The organism is Kitasatospora sp. NPDC050463, from assembly GCF_040655255.1.
Classification (GTDB): Bacteria; Actinomycetota; Actinomycetes; order Streptomycetales; family Streptomycetaceae; genus Kitasatospora.
In genome coordinates this window covers 1-15,842 of the sequence record NZ_JBFAJO010000064.1, presented here as the reverse complement: position 1 = coordinate 15,842, position 15,842 = coordinate 1, and the positions used below count along the sequence as shown (strand labels likewise).

The following is a 15,842-nucleotide window of genomic DNA, read 5'->3' as shown; positions in this document are numbered from 1 at the left end:
CAGGCCCGGCGCGAGGCGGCGCGCCCGCCGGAGGAGCACCCGGCCGAGCTGCCCGGGCTCGACGAGGGGCCGGCTCCGCCGCGCTCGGAGCGGGCCGCTCCGAAGCAGGCCGCGCCGGGGCGCGGCACGAACAACGGCCTCGGCCGATATGGCGAGCGGGTCGCCGCCCGTCGGCTCGCCGAGAGCGGGCTCAGGATCCTGGACCGCAACTGGCGCTGCGTCGAGGGCGAGCTGGACATCGTCGCCCTCGACGGGGACACGCTGGCGGTCTGTGAGGTGAAGACCCGCTCCGAGCGGGGTTTCCAGCAGCCGAGCGAGGCCATCGACCGGGCCAAGGCCGCCCGGCTCCAGCGGCTGGCGCAACGCTGGGTGACCGAGCGCTGGCCCGACCACTTCGCGCGGCTGGCGGGCCCCGGGTACCGGCCCGCGCCGGCGGATCCGCAGTGGCCGCCCATTCCGCCCGGTGGCGTTCGGATCGACCTCGTGGCCGTCATCAACCGGGCCCGGGGCGCCGCATCGGTGGACCACCTGCGGGGGGTGGTTTGAGATGGCCTTCGCCCGTACCTGCTCCGTCGCCCTGGTCGGCGTCGACGGCGTGATCGTCGAGGTCCAGGCGGACCTGGAGCCGGGAGTCGCCGCGTTCACCCTGGTCGGCCTGCCCGACAAGGCGCTCTCCGAGGCCCGTGACCGGGTGCGCGCGGCCCTGGTGAACAGCGGCGAGGTCTGGCCCCAGCGAAAGCTCACCGTCGGGCTCAGTCCCGCCTCGGTGCCCAAGAGCGGAAGCGGCTTCGACCTCGCGGTGGCCTGCGCCGTCCTCGCCGCCGCCGAGCGGCTGGATCCGTCGTCCATCGCCGATCTGCTGATCATCGGCGAGCTGGGGCTCGACGGGCGGGTGCGCCCGGTGCGGGGCATCCTGCCGTCGGTGCTCGCCGCCGCCGACGCCGGCTACCTGCGGGTCGTGGTGGCCGAACAGACTGCTGCCGAGGCCTCGCTGGTCCCGGGCGTCACCGTCATCGGCGTGCGAAGCCTGCGCCAGCTCATCGCCGTCCTCACCGGCGCCCCCGAGCCGGACGAGCCACCCGACCCGATCAGCGGCCGCCCGGATCCGCTGATGGCCGGGCTGATGCTGCCCACCGCGGGCGTGCGCGGACTGCCCGACGACAGAGCCGCCCGGCTCGACCTGGCCGACGTGGCGGGCCAGTACGAGGCCCGGCGCGCTCTGGAGATCGCCGCAGCAGGCGGTCACCACCTGTATCTGAAGGGCCCACCGGGTGCGGGCAAGACGATGCTGGCGGAGCGATTGCCGGCACTGCTGCCGCCGCTCACCCAGAAGGAGGCCCTGGAGGTCACCGCGGTGCACTCGGTGGCGGGGCTGCTCCCGGCCGGTCGGCCGCTGATCGGCTGCGCGCCGTACTGCGCCCCGCACCACTCCACCACCATGCCGGCGATCGTCGGCGGCGGTAGCGGCCTGCCCAGACCGGGTGCGGTCTCCCTGGCCCACCGGGGCGTGCTGTTCCTGGACTTTACCGACCGTGGTGGAGATGCTCGGATCACTCGTTGGAGCGGTCTGTAACCCCATCACGTTCTCGTTTACCTGACTTGGAAAGCCTCTACGCCGCGTGAGTGACATGCGGGGAGAAGAGGCTGGATGCGAAGCGGGATGGTGCTGGACGACCTTCGGGTGCAGCCCATGAAGCGGGCCGGCGGAGGGTGGTCGTACACGGTTGTGTGGCCGGACGGAACCGTGGATGAGGAGTCCGACGCCTTTCTGCGTACGTACGAAGGCAGCGGGACGCAGAAGACGTACGCCTACTACCTAGTGGATCACCTGCGGTGGCGGGTCCGGGAGCAACTGGCCACCGAGTCGGTGCGGCTGCTGGATCTGCATCGGTACATGGGGGCGGTGGGCGCCCAGGTGCCGATGCCGTGGGGGCAGCCGTGGCGGGTCCCGCCGAAGCGCCCTTACGGGTCGTCCGCCCTGCAGGTCCTGGCCGCGTGCTTGAAGGGCTTCTACCTGCATCAGTGCGCGTCCGGGGTGAACCCGGAGCTGCGGACCGCGTTGGAGGTGCGGCGGCTGCCCACCACGGCCGACCGGAACCGGGCCCTGCTGGGCCACGTGAAGACCTCGGTGCCGGCGAATCCGCTGGCGCCGCGCCGCGCGCGGCGGCGCCACCCGAAGATGCTCCCCGACGGGGCCCGGCCCGAGCTGTTGCAGGTGGTCAACACGGCACGCGACAAGCTGGTGGTCACCTGGCTGTCCGACACGAGCCTGCGCGTTGGCGGCCTGACCGGCCTGCACCTGGTCGACCTGCACCTTCGGGCCGACGCGGACTGCGGAGAGTGCCGCAGTCCGCACCTGCACGTCTGCCACCGTTGGGGGAACCCGAACCGGGCGGCCGCGAAGCGAAAGGCCGACTGGTGGCTGCGGGACGGCGTGATCACCGGCGGCGAGATCGTCCGGGTGAGTCCAGCGATGACCAGCGCCTACTTCGAGTACATGACGACCGAGTACGCCGAGCACGCCGCAGGCCACGGCATGCTGCTGATCCAGCTGGCGGGGCCGCGACGGGGAGAACCGTGGAGCGCCGACGGGGCGCGCGGAATGCTCCGCCGGGCCGGCCGCCGCGCCAACCTGCCGGGCCGGATCAAGCCCCACCAGTTCCGGCACAGCTTCACCTCCGGCATTCTCGATGCCTCCGGCAACGACCTGCTGGTGGCGAAGGAGGCCGGGAACTGGGCCTCCGCCCAGACGGTCGATGAGGTCTATGGGCATCCCGACCAGCACTCGCCGGAGTTCATCGCGGCCCTGCACGCGGTCTGGGGTGAGCCGCAGTGACCATGCTCCCGCTGCTGACCGTCGGTCACGCCACAGCGACCCGCACGGGCTCCGACCGGCTGGAGATGCTTCACGCGCTGATCGCGGCGCCGGCCTTCGACCCTCTGTTTCGGCCCGACAGCATCACCATCCCGGGCGACCACGACGTCTACGGCTGGAACTGCCGGGTCGCCGCATGCGAGCGGTCGCAGACTCCGACGAAGACGTTCTGCGCGACGCACGCCGACGAGTGGTACGCCTGGCGCGACGGGGGCGGCAACATCGCCGAGTTCCTGGGGCAGGCCGAGCCGCTGACCTCGCACATCCAGCGCACTTTCCGGCCCTGCCTGCTCTGCCCGCGGACACCGGCCAGGAGCCGGGAGGGGCTGTGCTTCCTGCACTCGCGGCGCTTCGTCAGCTACCGCAAGATGCGGCGGCAGTCGGGACGACCGGTTGATTTGGCCGCCTGGCTGGCCACCCAGCAGGAGCTGCCCGCGTTCGGCAAGTGCCAGGTGATCGCCTGCGCCGACCTCGCCGACCACCCGCTGAGGCTGTGTGGTCGCCACCGCTACCGCTACCAGCAGCAGGGCGGTCCGGGCGGCGCCCGACTCCCGGCGGGCTGGACCCCGCGGATTTTGGAGCGGGGCGGGACGATCCCGATCACCTACCAGGACGAAGCCGCGTTCCGGCAGTGGTGCACCAGCAGCAGCCCGGTCACCCGGATGAACGGACGGCTGACCCTGCTCGGGCTGCGGCCTCTGGTCAAGGCCGAGATCAAATGGGCGCTGTTCCACCACTCCCAGCGGCAGTTCGAGGGAGGGCGCTGGCCGCTGCCCTGGATTCAGTACCTGATCAACGCCTGCCGCGACCAGGCGGTGGACTCGCTGATCGACTTCGACCACCGGGCGGCGGCCCAGCACCCCGGCCAGGTCGCCAGGGTGATGCTCGACTACCTGCGGCAGATCTACTTCACCCGCTCGGACACCAAGGACGCCGGGTTCATCGAGACCGAGCACTACGGCGTCCACTTCAACCACCGCAGCACGGTTGTCGACCTCTCGGCGGTCAGCCAGCGCTGGCTCCGTGATCTTCTCTGGGATTTCCTGGACTCCCGGCTGACCGTCGACCCGCCGCGAGGGTTCAGCACAGTCTCGGCCCCGCGGCGCGGATGCGTGGAGCTCAGCGCGTTCCTGGAGGCCCACGCGCCGGGCGGCGGACACGATCCCGCGCTGCTGACCGAGGCCCACGCGGTCAACTTCGTCGCCGACCAGCGCCACCGCGCCAAGCACGGCCTCCGCTCCCTCGGCTTCTACATCGTCGGCAGCCGGACCGAGCAGACCGTCGTCACCAACGGCACCATGGCCACGACGTTCTCGAACGTCCGCCGGGTGCTGCGGGCCGCGCTGGATATCGGCGAGGCCGAGCGGATCGGCCTCGGCCGCGCGTTCATCGTCACCTTCCCGATCTACACCGCGAAGGCGGGCCGCCGCCGGCCCTTCCCCGACGACGTCGCGCGGGCGCTGGCCAACGAGGCGAACCTGGCCCGCTTGGAGACCTTCGACTTCGACGACCGGGGCCTGCGGGACATCTGGGAGGCCCTGGTCCTGACCGGCCGCCGAGGCACTGAGGTCTCCAAGGTTCGCCTGGACTGCATTGGGCGGCTCAACCGGATTCCGATGTTCTGGCACGACCAGACGAAGGTCGGCAACTACGACGAGGCGATCCGCATCCCCGAACGTCTCTACGAGCGGATCGAGAAGCGCCAGGTCAAGACGATCGCCCGCTTCGTCCAGAACCACGGACGACCGCCGACCAGGGAGGAACGGCCCCGGCTCGCGCTGTTCCCCCGCCGGTCGACCAACCGCGACGGCACGCACAGCGTGTCGCACAACTGGTTCAACGGCGCGTTCCGCAGCTGGGTCGACACGCTCGACATCGCGCACTGCGTCCCGCACCAGGCCCGGCACACACTGGCCACCAACCTCCTGCGCAACGGGGCGAACCTCTCCCACGTCAAGCGCTACCTGGGGCAGGTCTCCGAGCGCATGGCCGAGCACTACACCCACCTGGCTAACACCGACCCGCGGCTCAACGACGCGCTGAACGCGGTCTGGGTCTCCGGGCCGGGCTCGGCCGAGCCCGGTGTCCTGCTCTCCAGCGGCGAGCCGATGAGCCGAGAGGAGGCCGAAGCGCTGGCCATCGACCTCACCCGCCGTTCCACGCCGGCCGAGGGCGGGTTCTGCACGTTCCAGCCCGTCGTCAACGGCGACGCCTGCCCCTGGAACATGGACTGCCACAACTGCGACAAGTTCGTCCTGTCCGGCGCCGATCTCGTCTACTGGCACCGCAAGCGCGAGCAGTGGCGAACACTGGCCGAGCGCGCACCCGACAGCGTGACTGCCGACTTCCTGCATGAGGTGTTCGAACCGACCGCCCGCGCGATCGCTGGCCTGGAGAAGGCTCTGGACGCCGTTGGCCTGCTGGACGAGGCACTCACACTCGACCTTCGCCGACCACAGGACTACTTCGGCCGAATCTGGAGCACTGCCTTCCGCGCCCAGGAACTGGCCCGGCACGAAACGGAGGGCGAGGCCGCGTGAGACCGGAATCCACCGCAGCGGCTATCGCCGCGCGCCGTCGACAGACCGAGCAGAAGCTGGAGCAGATCAAGACCGCGATCGGCCAGCTCCGACGCGAACGCAGCCGCCTGACCGTCAGGGCCATCGCCCAGCGGGCAGACGTCTCGGTCACCTTCCTCTACGAGAACACCGACGCCCGCGCGCTCGTCCAGCATGGAGTCACCGACAGCCGAGCCCGTCAGGACCGCCAGGCTCAGCAACAGCATGACCACGTCGAGGCGACCTGGCGCGAACGTGCTCTGAACGCCGAGGCCGAGTTGACCCGCGTCCAGAAGGAGGTGCTGGCCCAGCGGCAACAGATTGGTGAACTGATGGGCCAGCTCCGCGACTTCGACCAGATGGTCCCCGGCGAGGCCGTCCAAGCACTCGTCACCGAGAACACCACCCTCAAGCATCGCGTCCACCAGCTGACCCAAGAGCACCGCACTCTGCAGGAACGCCTCCAGGGCGCCCGCTCCAACCTTCGGTTTGCCGACAAGCGCGTCGCAGACCTCGAAGCACAGATCCTCGACACCAAGGTTCCGCCGCCGTGATCCCCAGTGGCGGCCGCACACCGCCTGCTCAGAGCATGGTTTATGGACACGAACGAACCAGCGGCGTCGTTGCCGGACAACTTGCTGCATCACCTGAGCTACTCCACTGAGCTGCAGTCCTGGCCCGAGGCGGAGCCCCTGCGTCGCGCGTTCGGACTCATGAGCTGGGCGATCGGCGCAGTCGCGAAGGTTCAGTCCGACATCGCGATGCCGAACGACACCGCAGCTGCAGCCGCCTTCGGTCGCTGCTTCTGGCAGCTCAGAGCAGCCCTTGTTCTTGCGGAACAGGGGTTCAACAGTGAGGTCCGGAACATCATCCGGTCGGTCTATGAGTCCGCTGGTACTGGTCGCATGCTCGCGAAGGAGGCAGCCCAAGCCGAACAGTGGCTCAGGAAGGGCGAATGGTGGCCCGAGAGGAAGGTCCGAGACTGGTTGCGGACTGCACGCAACGAGTCGGAGGAGGGGGTGAAGATCTATACCAACTTCTACCGGTTGGCGAGTGCCTGGGCGCATCCGACGGCTGAGTCTTGCATGGGGCTCATGGTTGATGACGGCACCACGATCTCCCCCATGCCTGAGATCGCATACAACGCGGAAGCCAGCCGCCAGGCTGTCCGCGAGATCACGCTCGCCACGGTCTTCGCATGCTTCGCCTTGAAGAATGCCGTCGTTGACGAGAGTGTCCTTGATCCAAACTGGCGCCAAGAGCTCAGCCAGCTAGCGCGCGACCTGTCAGGGGAGCCGATGGAGCACCTAGACCGAGACTGGCAAGCAGAACAGGAGCGGTTCAAGGTTCTGCTGGCCAAAGTCCGATCAGCCGACACGCTCGACGAGGCTCTGAGGAACCACCCGCGCTCCTTCCACAACCTGAATGCCGAGATCAGGCCGGGCGACCCCGAAGAGGAGTGAGTCCAGGCAGCGGTCACGTCCGCCGCGGACGGGCTACGTGACGCATCGCCGCAGTTCAGCGGCCATACGGGCACTGTTGCACTCAGTAAAGCCGACGAGGCTCCGGAGTTTCCGGTCAGGGTGCTCGACGCGCTGCGTCAGCCGCTCGAATCGGGTGAGGTGGTGATCGCCCGATCGGCCGGATCGCTTCGGCTGCCGGCCAGGTTCCTGCTCTGCCTGGCCGCGAACCCCTGCCCCTGCGGGCGGTACTCGCGGCGCGGTGAGGGGTGCGAATGCACTCCGGCGATGGTCAGCCGCTACCAGGGGCGACTGTCCGGGCCGCTGCTCGACCGGGTCGACCTCCAGGTCCAGGTCGCGCCGGTGACGAGGGTCGAGCTGATGGAGCGGGACACCACGGCGGAGAGCACCACGACCGTCGCCGCCCGGGTGCTGGCCGCGCGGGAGCGCGCCGCGGCCCGGCTGGCGCACACACCGTGGCGGACCAACGCCGAGGTACCCGGCCATGAGCTGCGGACACGCTGGCAGCTCGGGCCCAACGCGCTGAACGACGCCGCGCGACAGCTGGAGCGAGGCCTGCTGACCGCCCGCGGCCTGGACCGGGTACTCAGGGTCGCCTGGACGGTCGCCGATCTCGCCGGCCGGGACCGTCCCGACCAGCGGGACGTGCGGACGGCGCTCGTGCTCCGCACCGGTGTCGAGCAGGGGCTGCCGCTGGTCGAGCGGTCCTTCGGCCGGCTCGGCGGCGGTCCGCCGCAGACCGGCGCGGGGAGCGATCAGCCGCTCCGGGCCGGCCCATCCGCCGCAACCCCCGACCAGTGATCGAGCGACAAGGAGATCTGAGCATGAACCAGACGATGAACCGCCCTCAGCACCCCTCCGAAGCCAGCCAGGAGGCCGGGCCCGAGCGTCGGGCCAGGGCGGTGCTCAGCAGACTCAGCGAACCCGGCGACGCGGTGCTGGGCCGGTGGCTCACCCAGCTCGCCGCCACCGATGTCGTCCGGGCGATCAGGGACGGCTCCGTCCCCGACCACCCGGGCCTGGACGCGGACCGGCTCGCCGCCTACCGGGCCAGGCTCGTCGACGTCGACCCCCTCGCCGATCTGGAACGAGTGCGAACCGCCGGTGGACGCTTCATCATTCCGGGCGACACGGAATGGCCGAGCCAACTGGACGACCTGGGGGACGGCAGACCGCTCGGACTCTGGGTGGCCGGGACGGGTTCACTGCGGCTGCTCGCCCTTCGTTCGGTCGCGGTCGTCGGCGCGCGGGCCTGCACGGCCTACGGCGCACACGTCGCGGGGGAGCTGTCGGCGCAGCTGGCCGAACGAGGGTGGGTCGTGGTTTCCGGGGCGGCGCACGTTCTGTATCCAGTGACTGTTGTTGCTCGGCCTCGTTGTACTGCTCGTGGGCGAACCCGACGTGGGGCGATGGCAGGTGCACCGGTACGACCTGGCCGGGTCTCTTGGTCTGTTGGAAGATCTCCTGCCCGGTCGCGGGGACATGGGTTCGTGGGCCCGGGAGCTGGGGGTCCGGGACGGCCAGAGGTTCATGATCGGCCCGGAGGGTCGGCCTGATCTGCGGGTGAACGCCTGTCTGGCGTCGGCGAAGTGGCGGAACCTGAGGGATCGTACGGGCCGGGACTACACGTACTCGGTCGGGGTGTGGCTGAACTACCTGGCCCAAGTGCAGGTCAGCTGGTGGGAGGCCGTCGAGGACGACGCCGAGGAGTTCTTGTTCTGGCGGGTGACCGACCCGGCGAACGACGAGCGGGTGCAGACGAACTCCTTCAGCCGCGACCTGGCCGCGCTGAAGAAGTTCTACAAGTGGATGAGCCGCTACGGCATCGCCAACCCGTTCGCGGACTTCGACTCGCCGAGGGCGGTTCGCTCGGCGGACGTCAAGTGGCTCGACCCGGGCGGCTATCGACGCTGGCGGGATCTGGGGATTCGCGGCATGGACCTGTCCGGGCGGCCGGACAGGTGGTGGCGGGGCCGCAACGAACAGCGGGACGTGGCCTTCTGCGACGGCCTCTACGGCACGGGCCTGCGGGTGTCGGAGTGGGCGAGCGTGGTCCTGCCCGAGCTTCCGGCCTACGACCGGCGCCGCGGCTACTACACCTGCCAGCTGGCCGACGCCTGCGCCAAGGGTGGGTACGGGCATCCGTACTGGGCGCCCCGGCAGGCGATGAGGACGGCGCTCAACTACGTCGAGGGCGCCCGGGCGGCGGCGGTGCGGCGGGCCCAGGCCGCCGGACGCTACGAGCGGGTCGAGGGCATGCGGCTGGTGCTGGCCACGCACGGGACCGGCGGGGTGACGCTGGAGGGCGTTCGCGGGGGCGCCGAGCGCAAGCAGTGGAACGACATCGGCCCCCGGACCCGGCTGCGGCTGTTCCGTCGGACGCCGGCCGGGCTGGAGCCGGTGGCGCTCTGGCTGAACGAGGATGGCCTGCCCCGCGACGGGCGGGGTTGGGAGCACACCTTCGACGTCGCCAACGAGCGGATCGTCGGCCTGGGGCTGGAGAACTTCACCTGCACCGCCCACATGCTGCGGCACTCGTGCGCGCTGAAGTGGTACGCGATCGGCAAGCTGGTGCAGGCCGCCCGGTTGGGGCACCTCACGGAGGACGAACGGCGGGACTTTCGCGAGCAGTTCGGCGACGTCTGGCATCTGGTCCAGACGATCCTCGGTCACCGGACGGTCGAGACGACGAAGGGCGTCTACCTGGAGCCGTTCCGGACCCTGGACGTCGAGATGCTGCTGGCCCACGCCGACGGTTTCCCCATCGAGGCGTTCATGGCCGAGGTGTTCACCGGCCACCCCCGGGTCCGCACCGATCCGCTGGCGGTGGTCCGGTGAGCCGCGGGCGGCGGGCGGCCCTGCCGACGGGCGGGCCGAGGACCAGGCGGGGCTCGCTGGAGGGCGACGACGGCCGCCTGGTGGTGCGGTGCTTCAGCCAGGACGGCGAGGAGTGGAAGGACTACGACTTCTCCCGGCTCGGCGTCGCCGAGACCTTGCGGGAGGCGCTGATGGGCGCCTTCGTCAAGCGGACCGCGCCCGGGGCCGGCCGGACGTCGCTGGAGTCGTTCGGCAAGATCTACAGCGCGGTGGTCGTCTTCGACCGCTACCTGGCCGCGCTGGCCTGGCCGCCCACGCAGGCGTCGCACCTGGCTCCCGAGCACTACGACGGGTTCTACGAGAGCCGTCGGCACATCAAGTCTTCCCCGACCGAGCTGCTGGAGCTGAGGAACCTGCTGGTCAGGGTGGAGGGCATCACCGATGCGATGGCTGGCCGGCTGGCCGGGCCGCTGCCCAAGCGGCCCCAGTACGAGGGGAAGAAGAGCTACAGCCGGGCCGAGCTCAAGCGCATCGGGGACCTTGCCCGCGCCGACCTGCGGGCGGCGGCGAAGCGGATCAGGGACAACCGCGAGGTGCTGCGGCGATTTCGTGAGGGCGAGCTGGAGGCGGGCGAGGACCGCCGGCTGGCCCGGCGGCTGCACCTGCTGGACTGGGTGGACCGCTTCGCCGACGTCCCCCGCAAGACCAGGACCACCGGGCAGACGGCCGGGATGGTGGAGAAGCAGGCGTGGATCAAGAAGTTCGGCAGCGTCCACGAGATCGTGTCCTGGCTCCATCTGACCGTCGCCGAGACGGCGGCCGGCGCGGTGCTGCTGGGCGTGATGACCGGCGAGAACCCGGACGTGATCCTCAAGACGCCGGCGGCCCACCACCGCGCCGACGGCCACACCGGGGCGCCGGGCACCGCGATCGTCGATCTGCGCAAGCTCCGCCGGGGACGGCGCGCCTACATGAACCTCGCGCTGGCGGAGGTCCCGGACTGGATTAGCGTCCCGGCGGCGCCCGAGGTGATCTCTGCGCGGGACGAGTTGCACACCCCGTTCGGTCTCTACGTGCTGCTGCACGAGCTGACCGCCCGGTCGCGGGCCATGTTCGGCGGCAGCCGGCTCCTGGTCGGTTACTCGGCGGCCGGCGGGCAGGGCACCGGCCGGGGAGTGCGGCCGATGTCGGAGAACAGCCTGCACGTCTCGCGCCTCGGCCAGGCATGGGGGCTCACAGCGGAGAAGCCGGACGAGAAAGGCAAGCCGGTGCCGTTGCCGCTGCGGCTGGACCTGATCCGGCTGACCTACATCGAGCTCCACCAGAAGCCCGTCGCCCACACGGAGACGACCGCCGCGACCTACATGCTCCGCAATCGGGGCAACATCACCGAGTACCGGAAGGTCGTCGCGGACGCCTTGACCACGGAGGTCGCCAAGGCGAGGGCCCGCGGGGCGGTCGCGGTGATGTCGGCGGACGACGTCGAGCGGGCCCGCACCGACCCCGAGGCGGTCGCCGCCGAGCAGGGCCTGGACGCGGCGACGCTGAAGCGCATGATCGCCGGTGAGCTGGACACCGTCCTGGCCTCCTGCAAGGACAACACCGCCGGCCCGCACAACCCTGGCGAGCCGTGTCGGGCCTCGTTCATGCAGTGCCTGGACTGCGAGTGCGCCAGGGCTCTGCCGCAGCATCTGCCCGTCCAGGTCCTGGTCCACGACCGGCTGGCCGAGCGGCACGAGCAGATGGACCCGTTGCAGTGGGCCACGCGCTTCGCCGGCCCGCAGGCCCAGCTCGCCGACCTGCTCGACCAGCACGACGAGGTGGCCGTCGCCGACGCCCGCCAGGGCGCCACCGCCGCCGACCAGGCCATGGTCGACCGCTTCTTGAACCGGGAGCTGGATCTGCGATGACGACCGCCGCACCACTTCCGGTCTGGGGAGAGATCCCGGACGGCACACAGTGGCCCGGCCCGGACACCCTCGTCCTGGTCAACCGCGACCTGCGACCCGACACCGACATCTCACGCCTGTCGCGCTTCCACGAGGACCGGTGGGACCTCAACCCGGCGATCTTCGAAGACCACCGGGCGTCCGTCACGATGAACTTCGCCACGGTCCCAGCCGCCCTGAAGGAGGCGACCAAGTACTACTTCTGGCAACTGCTGAACTGCACCGAGCACCGCAAGCTCCGCGGCTCGGGACGCATCGCGGTCCAGACCGTCAACCTGGTCCTCAGCAACGGGTTCCAGCACATGGTGAAGTGGCTGGCGGACCACGGCGTCACCGCGTTATGCGAGATCACGCCCACGGTGCTGGACGACTACCTCGACCACCTGGTCGACGGGATCGAGTCGGCCGGGGAGACCCTGGACTGGGCCTACCGCCAGATCACCGAGGTCCGCCGGCTCTGGGCCTACCGGGACATCCTGCCGCCGGTGATGAGGATGCCGGACGCCCCGCCCTGGGGAGGCGAGGACTGCCACGAACTGCTGGGCCGCAAAAGGAAGTTCAGGGACAACCGCACCCGGCGCATCGCCGAGCCCACCATGCAGATGCTGCTGCGGTGGGCGATCAGGTTCGTCGAGGACTTCTCCGACGACATCCTGGCCGCCTACGGCGAATACCAGATCATGCACGACAGGATGCCGGAGTGGCGCCGGGAACTGGGCACCCAGGCCAGCGCCGACCAGCCCCGGCACGCCATGGGCGAGCTGGCCCGGAAGGTCGCCGCTTACCTTGACGACCTGCGGGAACGTGGTGAGCCGCTGCCCGGCATCCGCCGACAGGACGGGCGGCTGGAGATCCGCTGGCGCCACCTGAACGCGATCCTGGACTCGACCAACTTGCCCCACAACGGGGGGACCGCGCGCATGGTGGTCGAGTCCGGCCTGCCGATCGGCGAGCGCACCTACCTCGGCGCCCTCACCGGCCGCCTCGACGGGCTGCCCTGGCGGAACGAGCGCATCCACTACGAGGAAGCACCCCGGCTCGCACGGCTGCTGGCCACGGCCTGTTTCATCATCGTCGCCTACCTGTCCGGCGCCCGTCCCGGGGAGGTACTCAACCTGCGTCGCGGCTGCATCACCCGCGACAGCGAGACGGGCCTGTGGCTGATGGAAGGGCTCTACTTCAAGGGCGCCGAGGACGAGGACGGCACCAAGATCCCCGAAGGCGAACTCCGGCAGGACCCCTGGGTGGTGATCGAGATCGTCGCCAAGGCCGTCACGCTGATGGAACGGCTCCACCCCCGGCCGCTGGTCTTCCCGAGGTCGATCAGCCCCCACACCCGCCAGTGGGCGAACCAGAAACGCCGGGGCGCCGCCCGCAGCGAGAAGGACATCATCAAGGACCTGACCCGCTTCGTGTCCTGGGTCAACACCCACTGCGAGACGCTGGGCCGCCCAGACGCGATCCCGGCCGACCAGCACGGGACGCTGGCACCCAGCCGGTTCCGCCGCGCGCTGGCCTGGTTCATCCGCCGCCGGCCACGCGGGCTGATCGCCGCCTCGATCCAGTACGGCCACGCGCACACCCGGATGCTCCAGGGCTATGCCGGGACCTTCGAGTCCGGCTTCCCGGACGAGTACGCCTTCGAGGACTGGCTGTTCCGCATGGAGGGCCTGGCCGAGGACGAGCAGAAGCTCGCCGACGGCGAGCACGTCAGCGGCCCGGCCGCCGACGCCTACCGCTTTCGAGTGACAGCGGCGAGCCGCGAGTTCGCCGGCCGCGTCCTGACCAGCGACCGCCAGGCCCGCGATCTCGTCGGCAACCCGCTCCTGCAGATCCACCACGGACAGGGCATGACCTGCGTCCTCAACCCGGCCACCGCCGCCTGCCAACTCCGCGGGACCGCCGACGACCCGATGGTCACCCCCGACCTGGACGACTGCCGGCCCAACTGCGTCAACCTCGCCCGCACCGACCGCGACATCGCGCACGTCCGCGACCAGGCCGCCGACCTCGCGGAGATCGTCGCCGACCCCCTCGCCCCGCCACTGCGGCACGACCGTGACCGGCACGAGCTCGACCGGCTGGAACGGCTCATCGACGCGCACGAGCAAGGAGCCGTCACCCGATGACGAAGATCCCGCTCGATGGTGAGAGCGACCCGACCCGCCGGTCGATCATCACCGCGATGAACCGGCTCCTCGCCGGCACCCCGCAACGGTCCAACGGCCGGCTCAACGTCACCCAGCTGGCCATCGAGGCCGACCTCAAGCGCTGGCACCTCACCCATCAGCACCCCGACCTCAAGGACCTCTTCCAGCAGCGGATCACCAAGGACGAGGCCAAACGGCGGACCCACCTCAAGTCCGCCGACGCCTTCGAGGAGCTCAAGACCAAGCACGCCGACCTCCAAGCCCACTGCCGAGAGCTCGAAGCGAGGGTCAGCACCTACGCGACTGCCCTCAACCTCCTCGCCTTGGAGAACGCCGCGCTCTCCGGCCGGGATGCCGACGCAGCCAAGGTCCGCGCTCTGCCGCGACGGCGGGATCACCTTCCTTGAGGCAGCACCGTCGAGCGTCGCGATGGTGCTTCTGCTTGGTCGGCCTATTCTGAATATGCGAGCAAATAGGCTGGAAATGCGCATCTCGTCTGCCCGATGCCACGTCGTCGCCGGACGTGAGGTGGGTCATGCGACTGACGTCTGCGAGGGACCTGAAGCAGCAGCTTCTGAAGGAGCTGCGAGTCGTTCCCGGCGTGATCAGCAGCTTCTCCGCGCAAGGAGAACGGCCAGCCCGGCCGCCGCTGGACGGTGTCGCCATCGGAATCACGGCAGTGAAGTCCGACAGGTTCTTGTTGGCCGTCCGCATCCAGAAGCCTGGTCCAGCGACGAAACAGGTAGTCCAGCATCTGCAGGATGAAGCAGTCGGAGAGGCCGATGTCAGGGTGCTTGGCGAGGTCCAGGCGCAGTGCGGCTGCGGTCCTCTCGCCTCGGGCAGCTCGGCAGCCCACCCGAACGTTACGGCGGGAACGGTTGGCCCGTTCGTCAAGGTGAGTGACGAACGGAGTCTCTGCGTTGTGTCGAACAACCACGTGTTCGCCGACTGCAACCGCGGGTCGGAGGGCGATGAAATCGTCCACCCAAGCCCCTACGACCTGAGCCAGCATGCCTGCGACCGGATCGGCACCCTGGCTGGCTTCGTCCGTCTTCTCGGCGCCCAGCCCAACGAGGTCGACGCCGCACTATGCCGGCTGGACGATGGTGTTGATGTTGATCCCCGAATAGGCGGCACCGTTCCCTTCCTGGGCGAGGGCATCGAGGTCGGGATGGCGGTCGAGAAGGTGGGCCGCACGACCGGACACACGCACGGCATCGTCACTGCCTTTGAGGTGGACAACGTCACGGTCGGTTACCAGGGGATCGGAACGTTCACCTTTGACGGGCAGATTGAAGTGCACACCGAAGGGGCAGAAGCACGATTCAGCGAAGGAGGGGACAGCGGCTCGTTGGTGTTCGAGAGTCTGTCCGGACAGGCGGTTGGACTCCTGTTCGCCGGAGCTACTTCCCCTGGGAGTGATGGCTATGCGACATTCGTTAACCCACTCCCGGCGGTGCTCGACTACTTGCACGCAAGTCTCGCTGGCTGACGGACGGAGGACGCATGCCTGATCTCGAAGTCGTCCGAGCGGCTAAGCGTGATCTTGCCCGCTCCCTCCGGGATGACGCACGGGTCAATGGTGTCGGCATCGGTGGACGTCGACCCGACTACGTCTTGCGGGTGAACCTCGTCGACGCGGACCATTCGCCGAGACTCCCTCGCGAGGTTCGGGGGGTTCCGGTCGAGATCGTGGTCGTTGGGAAGATCGCCTCTCAGCCCGTTTGACGCCGCTGGCCGGGCTCGGAAGGGTTATGCGCGTGAGCAACACATCTGTTGCAGGTGACGCCCTTCCTCTTGGCCTTCTGACCTGGATGGATGTCGCGGAAGCGCGGCCATCGAAGCCGACAGAGCTGGCGGGATAACGTACGGGATCGATGCCTCCGCCCATCGGGGCGCTCTGGCCGTCGGAGGGATGAGCTGAGCTTGCTCCGCTTTGACGGACACCCTCGGTGTGGTGGTCAGGCCGCCAGGACGTTCTCGTAGCCGGCTGGACTGCGGTAGCCGAGGCT

The 15,842-nt window shown here is 69.7% G+C and carries 10 protein-coding genes and 3 pseudogenes; all 13 read left to right on the top strand.

Annotated elements, in window-relative coordinates; translation table 11 throughout:
* Nucleotides 1–138: 138 nt before the first annotated feature.
* A pseudogene (locus AB0J08_RS31240) lies at nucleotides 139–546 on the top strand (YraN family protein); the annotation flags it as partial.
* 1 nt (nucleotide 547) lies between these two features.
* A pseudogene (locus tag AB0J08_RS31235) lies at nucleotides 548–1,522 on the top strand (ATP-binding protein); the annotation flags it as partial.
* Between the two features lie 222 nt (nucleotides 1,523–1,744).
* The gene (locus AB0J08_RS31230; protein ID WP_360641216.1) at nucleotides 1,745–2,836 is read left to right on the top strand and encodes a tyrosine-type recombinase/integrase; all 1,092 of its coding nucleotides are present in this window, start codon (nucleotides 1,745–1,747) and stop codon (nucleotides 2,834–2,836) included.
* Between the two features lie 2 nt (nucleotides 2,837–2,838).
* Complete coding sequence (locus AB0J08_RS31225; RefSeq protein ID WP_360641243.1) at nucleotides 2,839–5,415, top strand: tyrosine-type recombinase/integrase; 2,577 nt, start codon at nucleotides 2,839–2,841, stop codon at nucleotides 5,413–5,415.
* A complete protein-coding gene (locus AB0J08_RS31220) occupies nucleotides 5,412–5,987 on the top strand; it encodes a DUF6262 family protein (RefSeq protein ID WP_360641215.1) in 576 nt (191 codons plus the stop codon). The genes AB0J08_RS31225 and AB0J08_RS31220 overlap by 4 nt, the downstream gene beginning before the upstream one ends.
* 42 nt (nucleotides 5,988–6,029) lie before the next feature.
* Nucleotides 6,030–6,896: a hypothetical protein gene (locus AB0J08_RS31215; protein ID WP_360641214.1), complete on the top strand. Its 867-nt coding sequence runs from the start codon at nucleotides 6,030–6,032 to the stop codon at nucleotides 6,894–6,896.
* Between the two features lie 93 nt (nucleotides 6,897–6,989).
* Nucleotides 6,990–7,715, top strand: a pseudogene (locus AB0J08_RS31210) (ATP-binding protein); the annotation flags it as partial.
* A 23-nt stretch (nucleotides 7,716–7,738) separates the two neighbouring features.
* Nucleotides 7,739–8,470: a DNA-processing protein DprA gene (locus AB0J08_RS31205; protein ID WP_360641213.1), complete on the top strand. Its 732-nt coding sequence runs from the start codon at nucleotides 7,739–7,741 to the stop codon at nucleotides 8,468–8,470.
* Nucleotides 8,367–9,752, top strand: coding sequence for a site-specific integrase (locus AB0J08_RS31200; protein ID WP_360641212.1), 1,386 nt, complete (start codon nucleotides 8,367–8,369; stop codon nucleotides 9,750–9,752). The genes AB0J08_RS31205 and AB0J08_RS31200 overlap by 104 nt, the downstream gene beginning before the upstream one ends.
* Nucleotides 9,749–11,641 (top strand): hypothetical protein, encoded by a 1,893-nt coding sequence (locus AB0J08_RS31195; RefSeq protein WP_360641211.1) that lies wholly within the window; start codon nucleotides 9,749–9,751, stop codon nucleotides 11,639–11,641. Before AB0J08_RS31200 ends, AB0J08_RS31195 begins: the two co-directional genes overlap by 4 nt.
* Complete coding sequence (locus tag AB0J08_RS31190) at nucleotides 11,638–13,809, top strand: hypothetical protein (protein ID WP_360641210.1); 2,172 nt, start codon at nucleotides 11,638–11,640, stop codon at nucleotides 13,807–13,809. The genes AB0J08_RS31195 and AB0J08_RS31190 overlap by 4 nt, the downstream gene beginning before the upstream one ends.
* Nucleotides 13,806–14,237, top strand: a complete 432-nt coding sequence (locus tag AB0J08_RS31185; RefSeq protein ID WP_360641209.1) for a hypothetical protein — start codon at nucleotides 13,806–13,808, stop codon at nucleotides 14,235–14,237. Before AB0J08_RS31190 ends, AB0J08_RS31185 begins: the two co-directional genes overlap by 4 nt.
* Before the next feature lie 128 nt (nucleotides 14,238–14,365).
* A complete protein-coding gene (locus AB0J08_RS31180) occupies nucleotides 14,366–15,322 on the top strand; it encodes a hypothetical protein (protein ID WP_360641208.1) in 957 nt (318 codons plus the stop codon).
* Nucleotides 15,323–15,842 lie beyond the last annotated feature (520 nt).

Bases quoted from the DNA above. Each gene is read 5' to 3' on its own strand.
- AB0J08_RS31180 (WP_360641208.1), top strand. From the start codon at position 14,366: ATGCGACTGACGTCTGCGAGGGACCTGAAGCAGCAGCTTCTGAAGGAG.
- AB0J08_RS31205 (WP_360641213.1), top strand. From the start codon at position 7,739: ATGAACCAGACGATGAACCGCCCTCAGCACCCCTCCGAAGCCAGCCAG.
- AB0J08_RS31215 (WP_360641214.1), top strand. From the start codon at position 6,030: ATGGACACGAACGAACCAGCGGCGTCGTTGCCGGACAACTTGCTGCAT.
- AB0J08_RS31185 (WP_360641209.1), top strand. From the start codon at position 13,806: ATGACGAAGATCCCGCTCGATGGTGAGAGCGACCCGACCCGCCGGTCG.
- AB0J08_RS31225 (WP_360641243.1), top strand. From the start codon at position 2,839: ATGCTCCCGCTGCTGACCGTCGGTCACGCCACAGCGACCCGCACGGGC.
- AB0J08_RS31190 (WP_360641210.1), top strand. From the start codon at position 11,638: ATGACGACCGCCGCACCACTTCCGGTCTGGGGAGAGATCCCGGACGGC.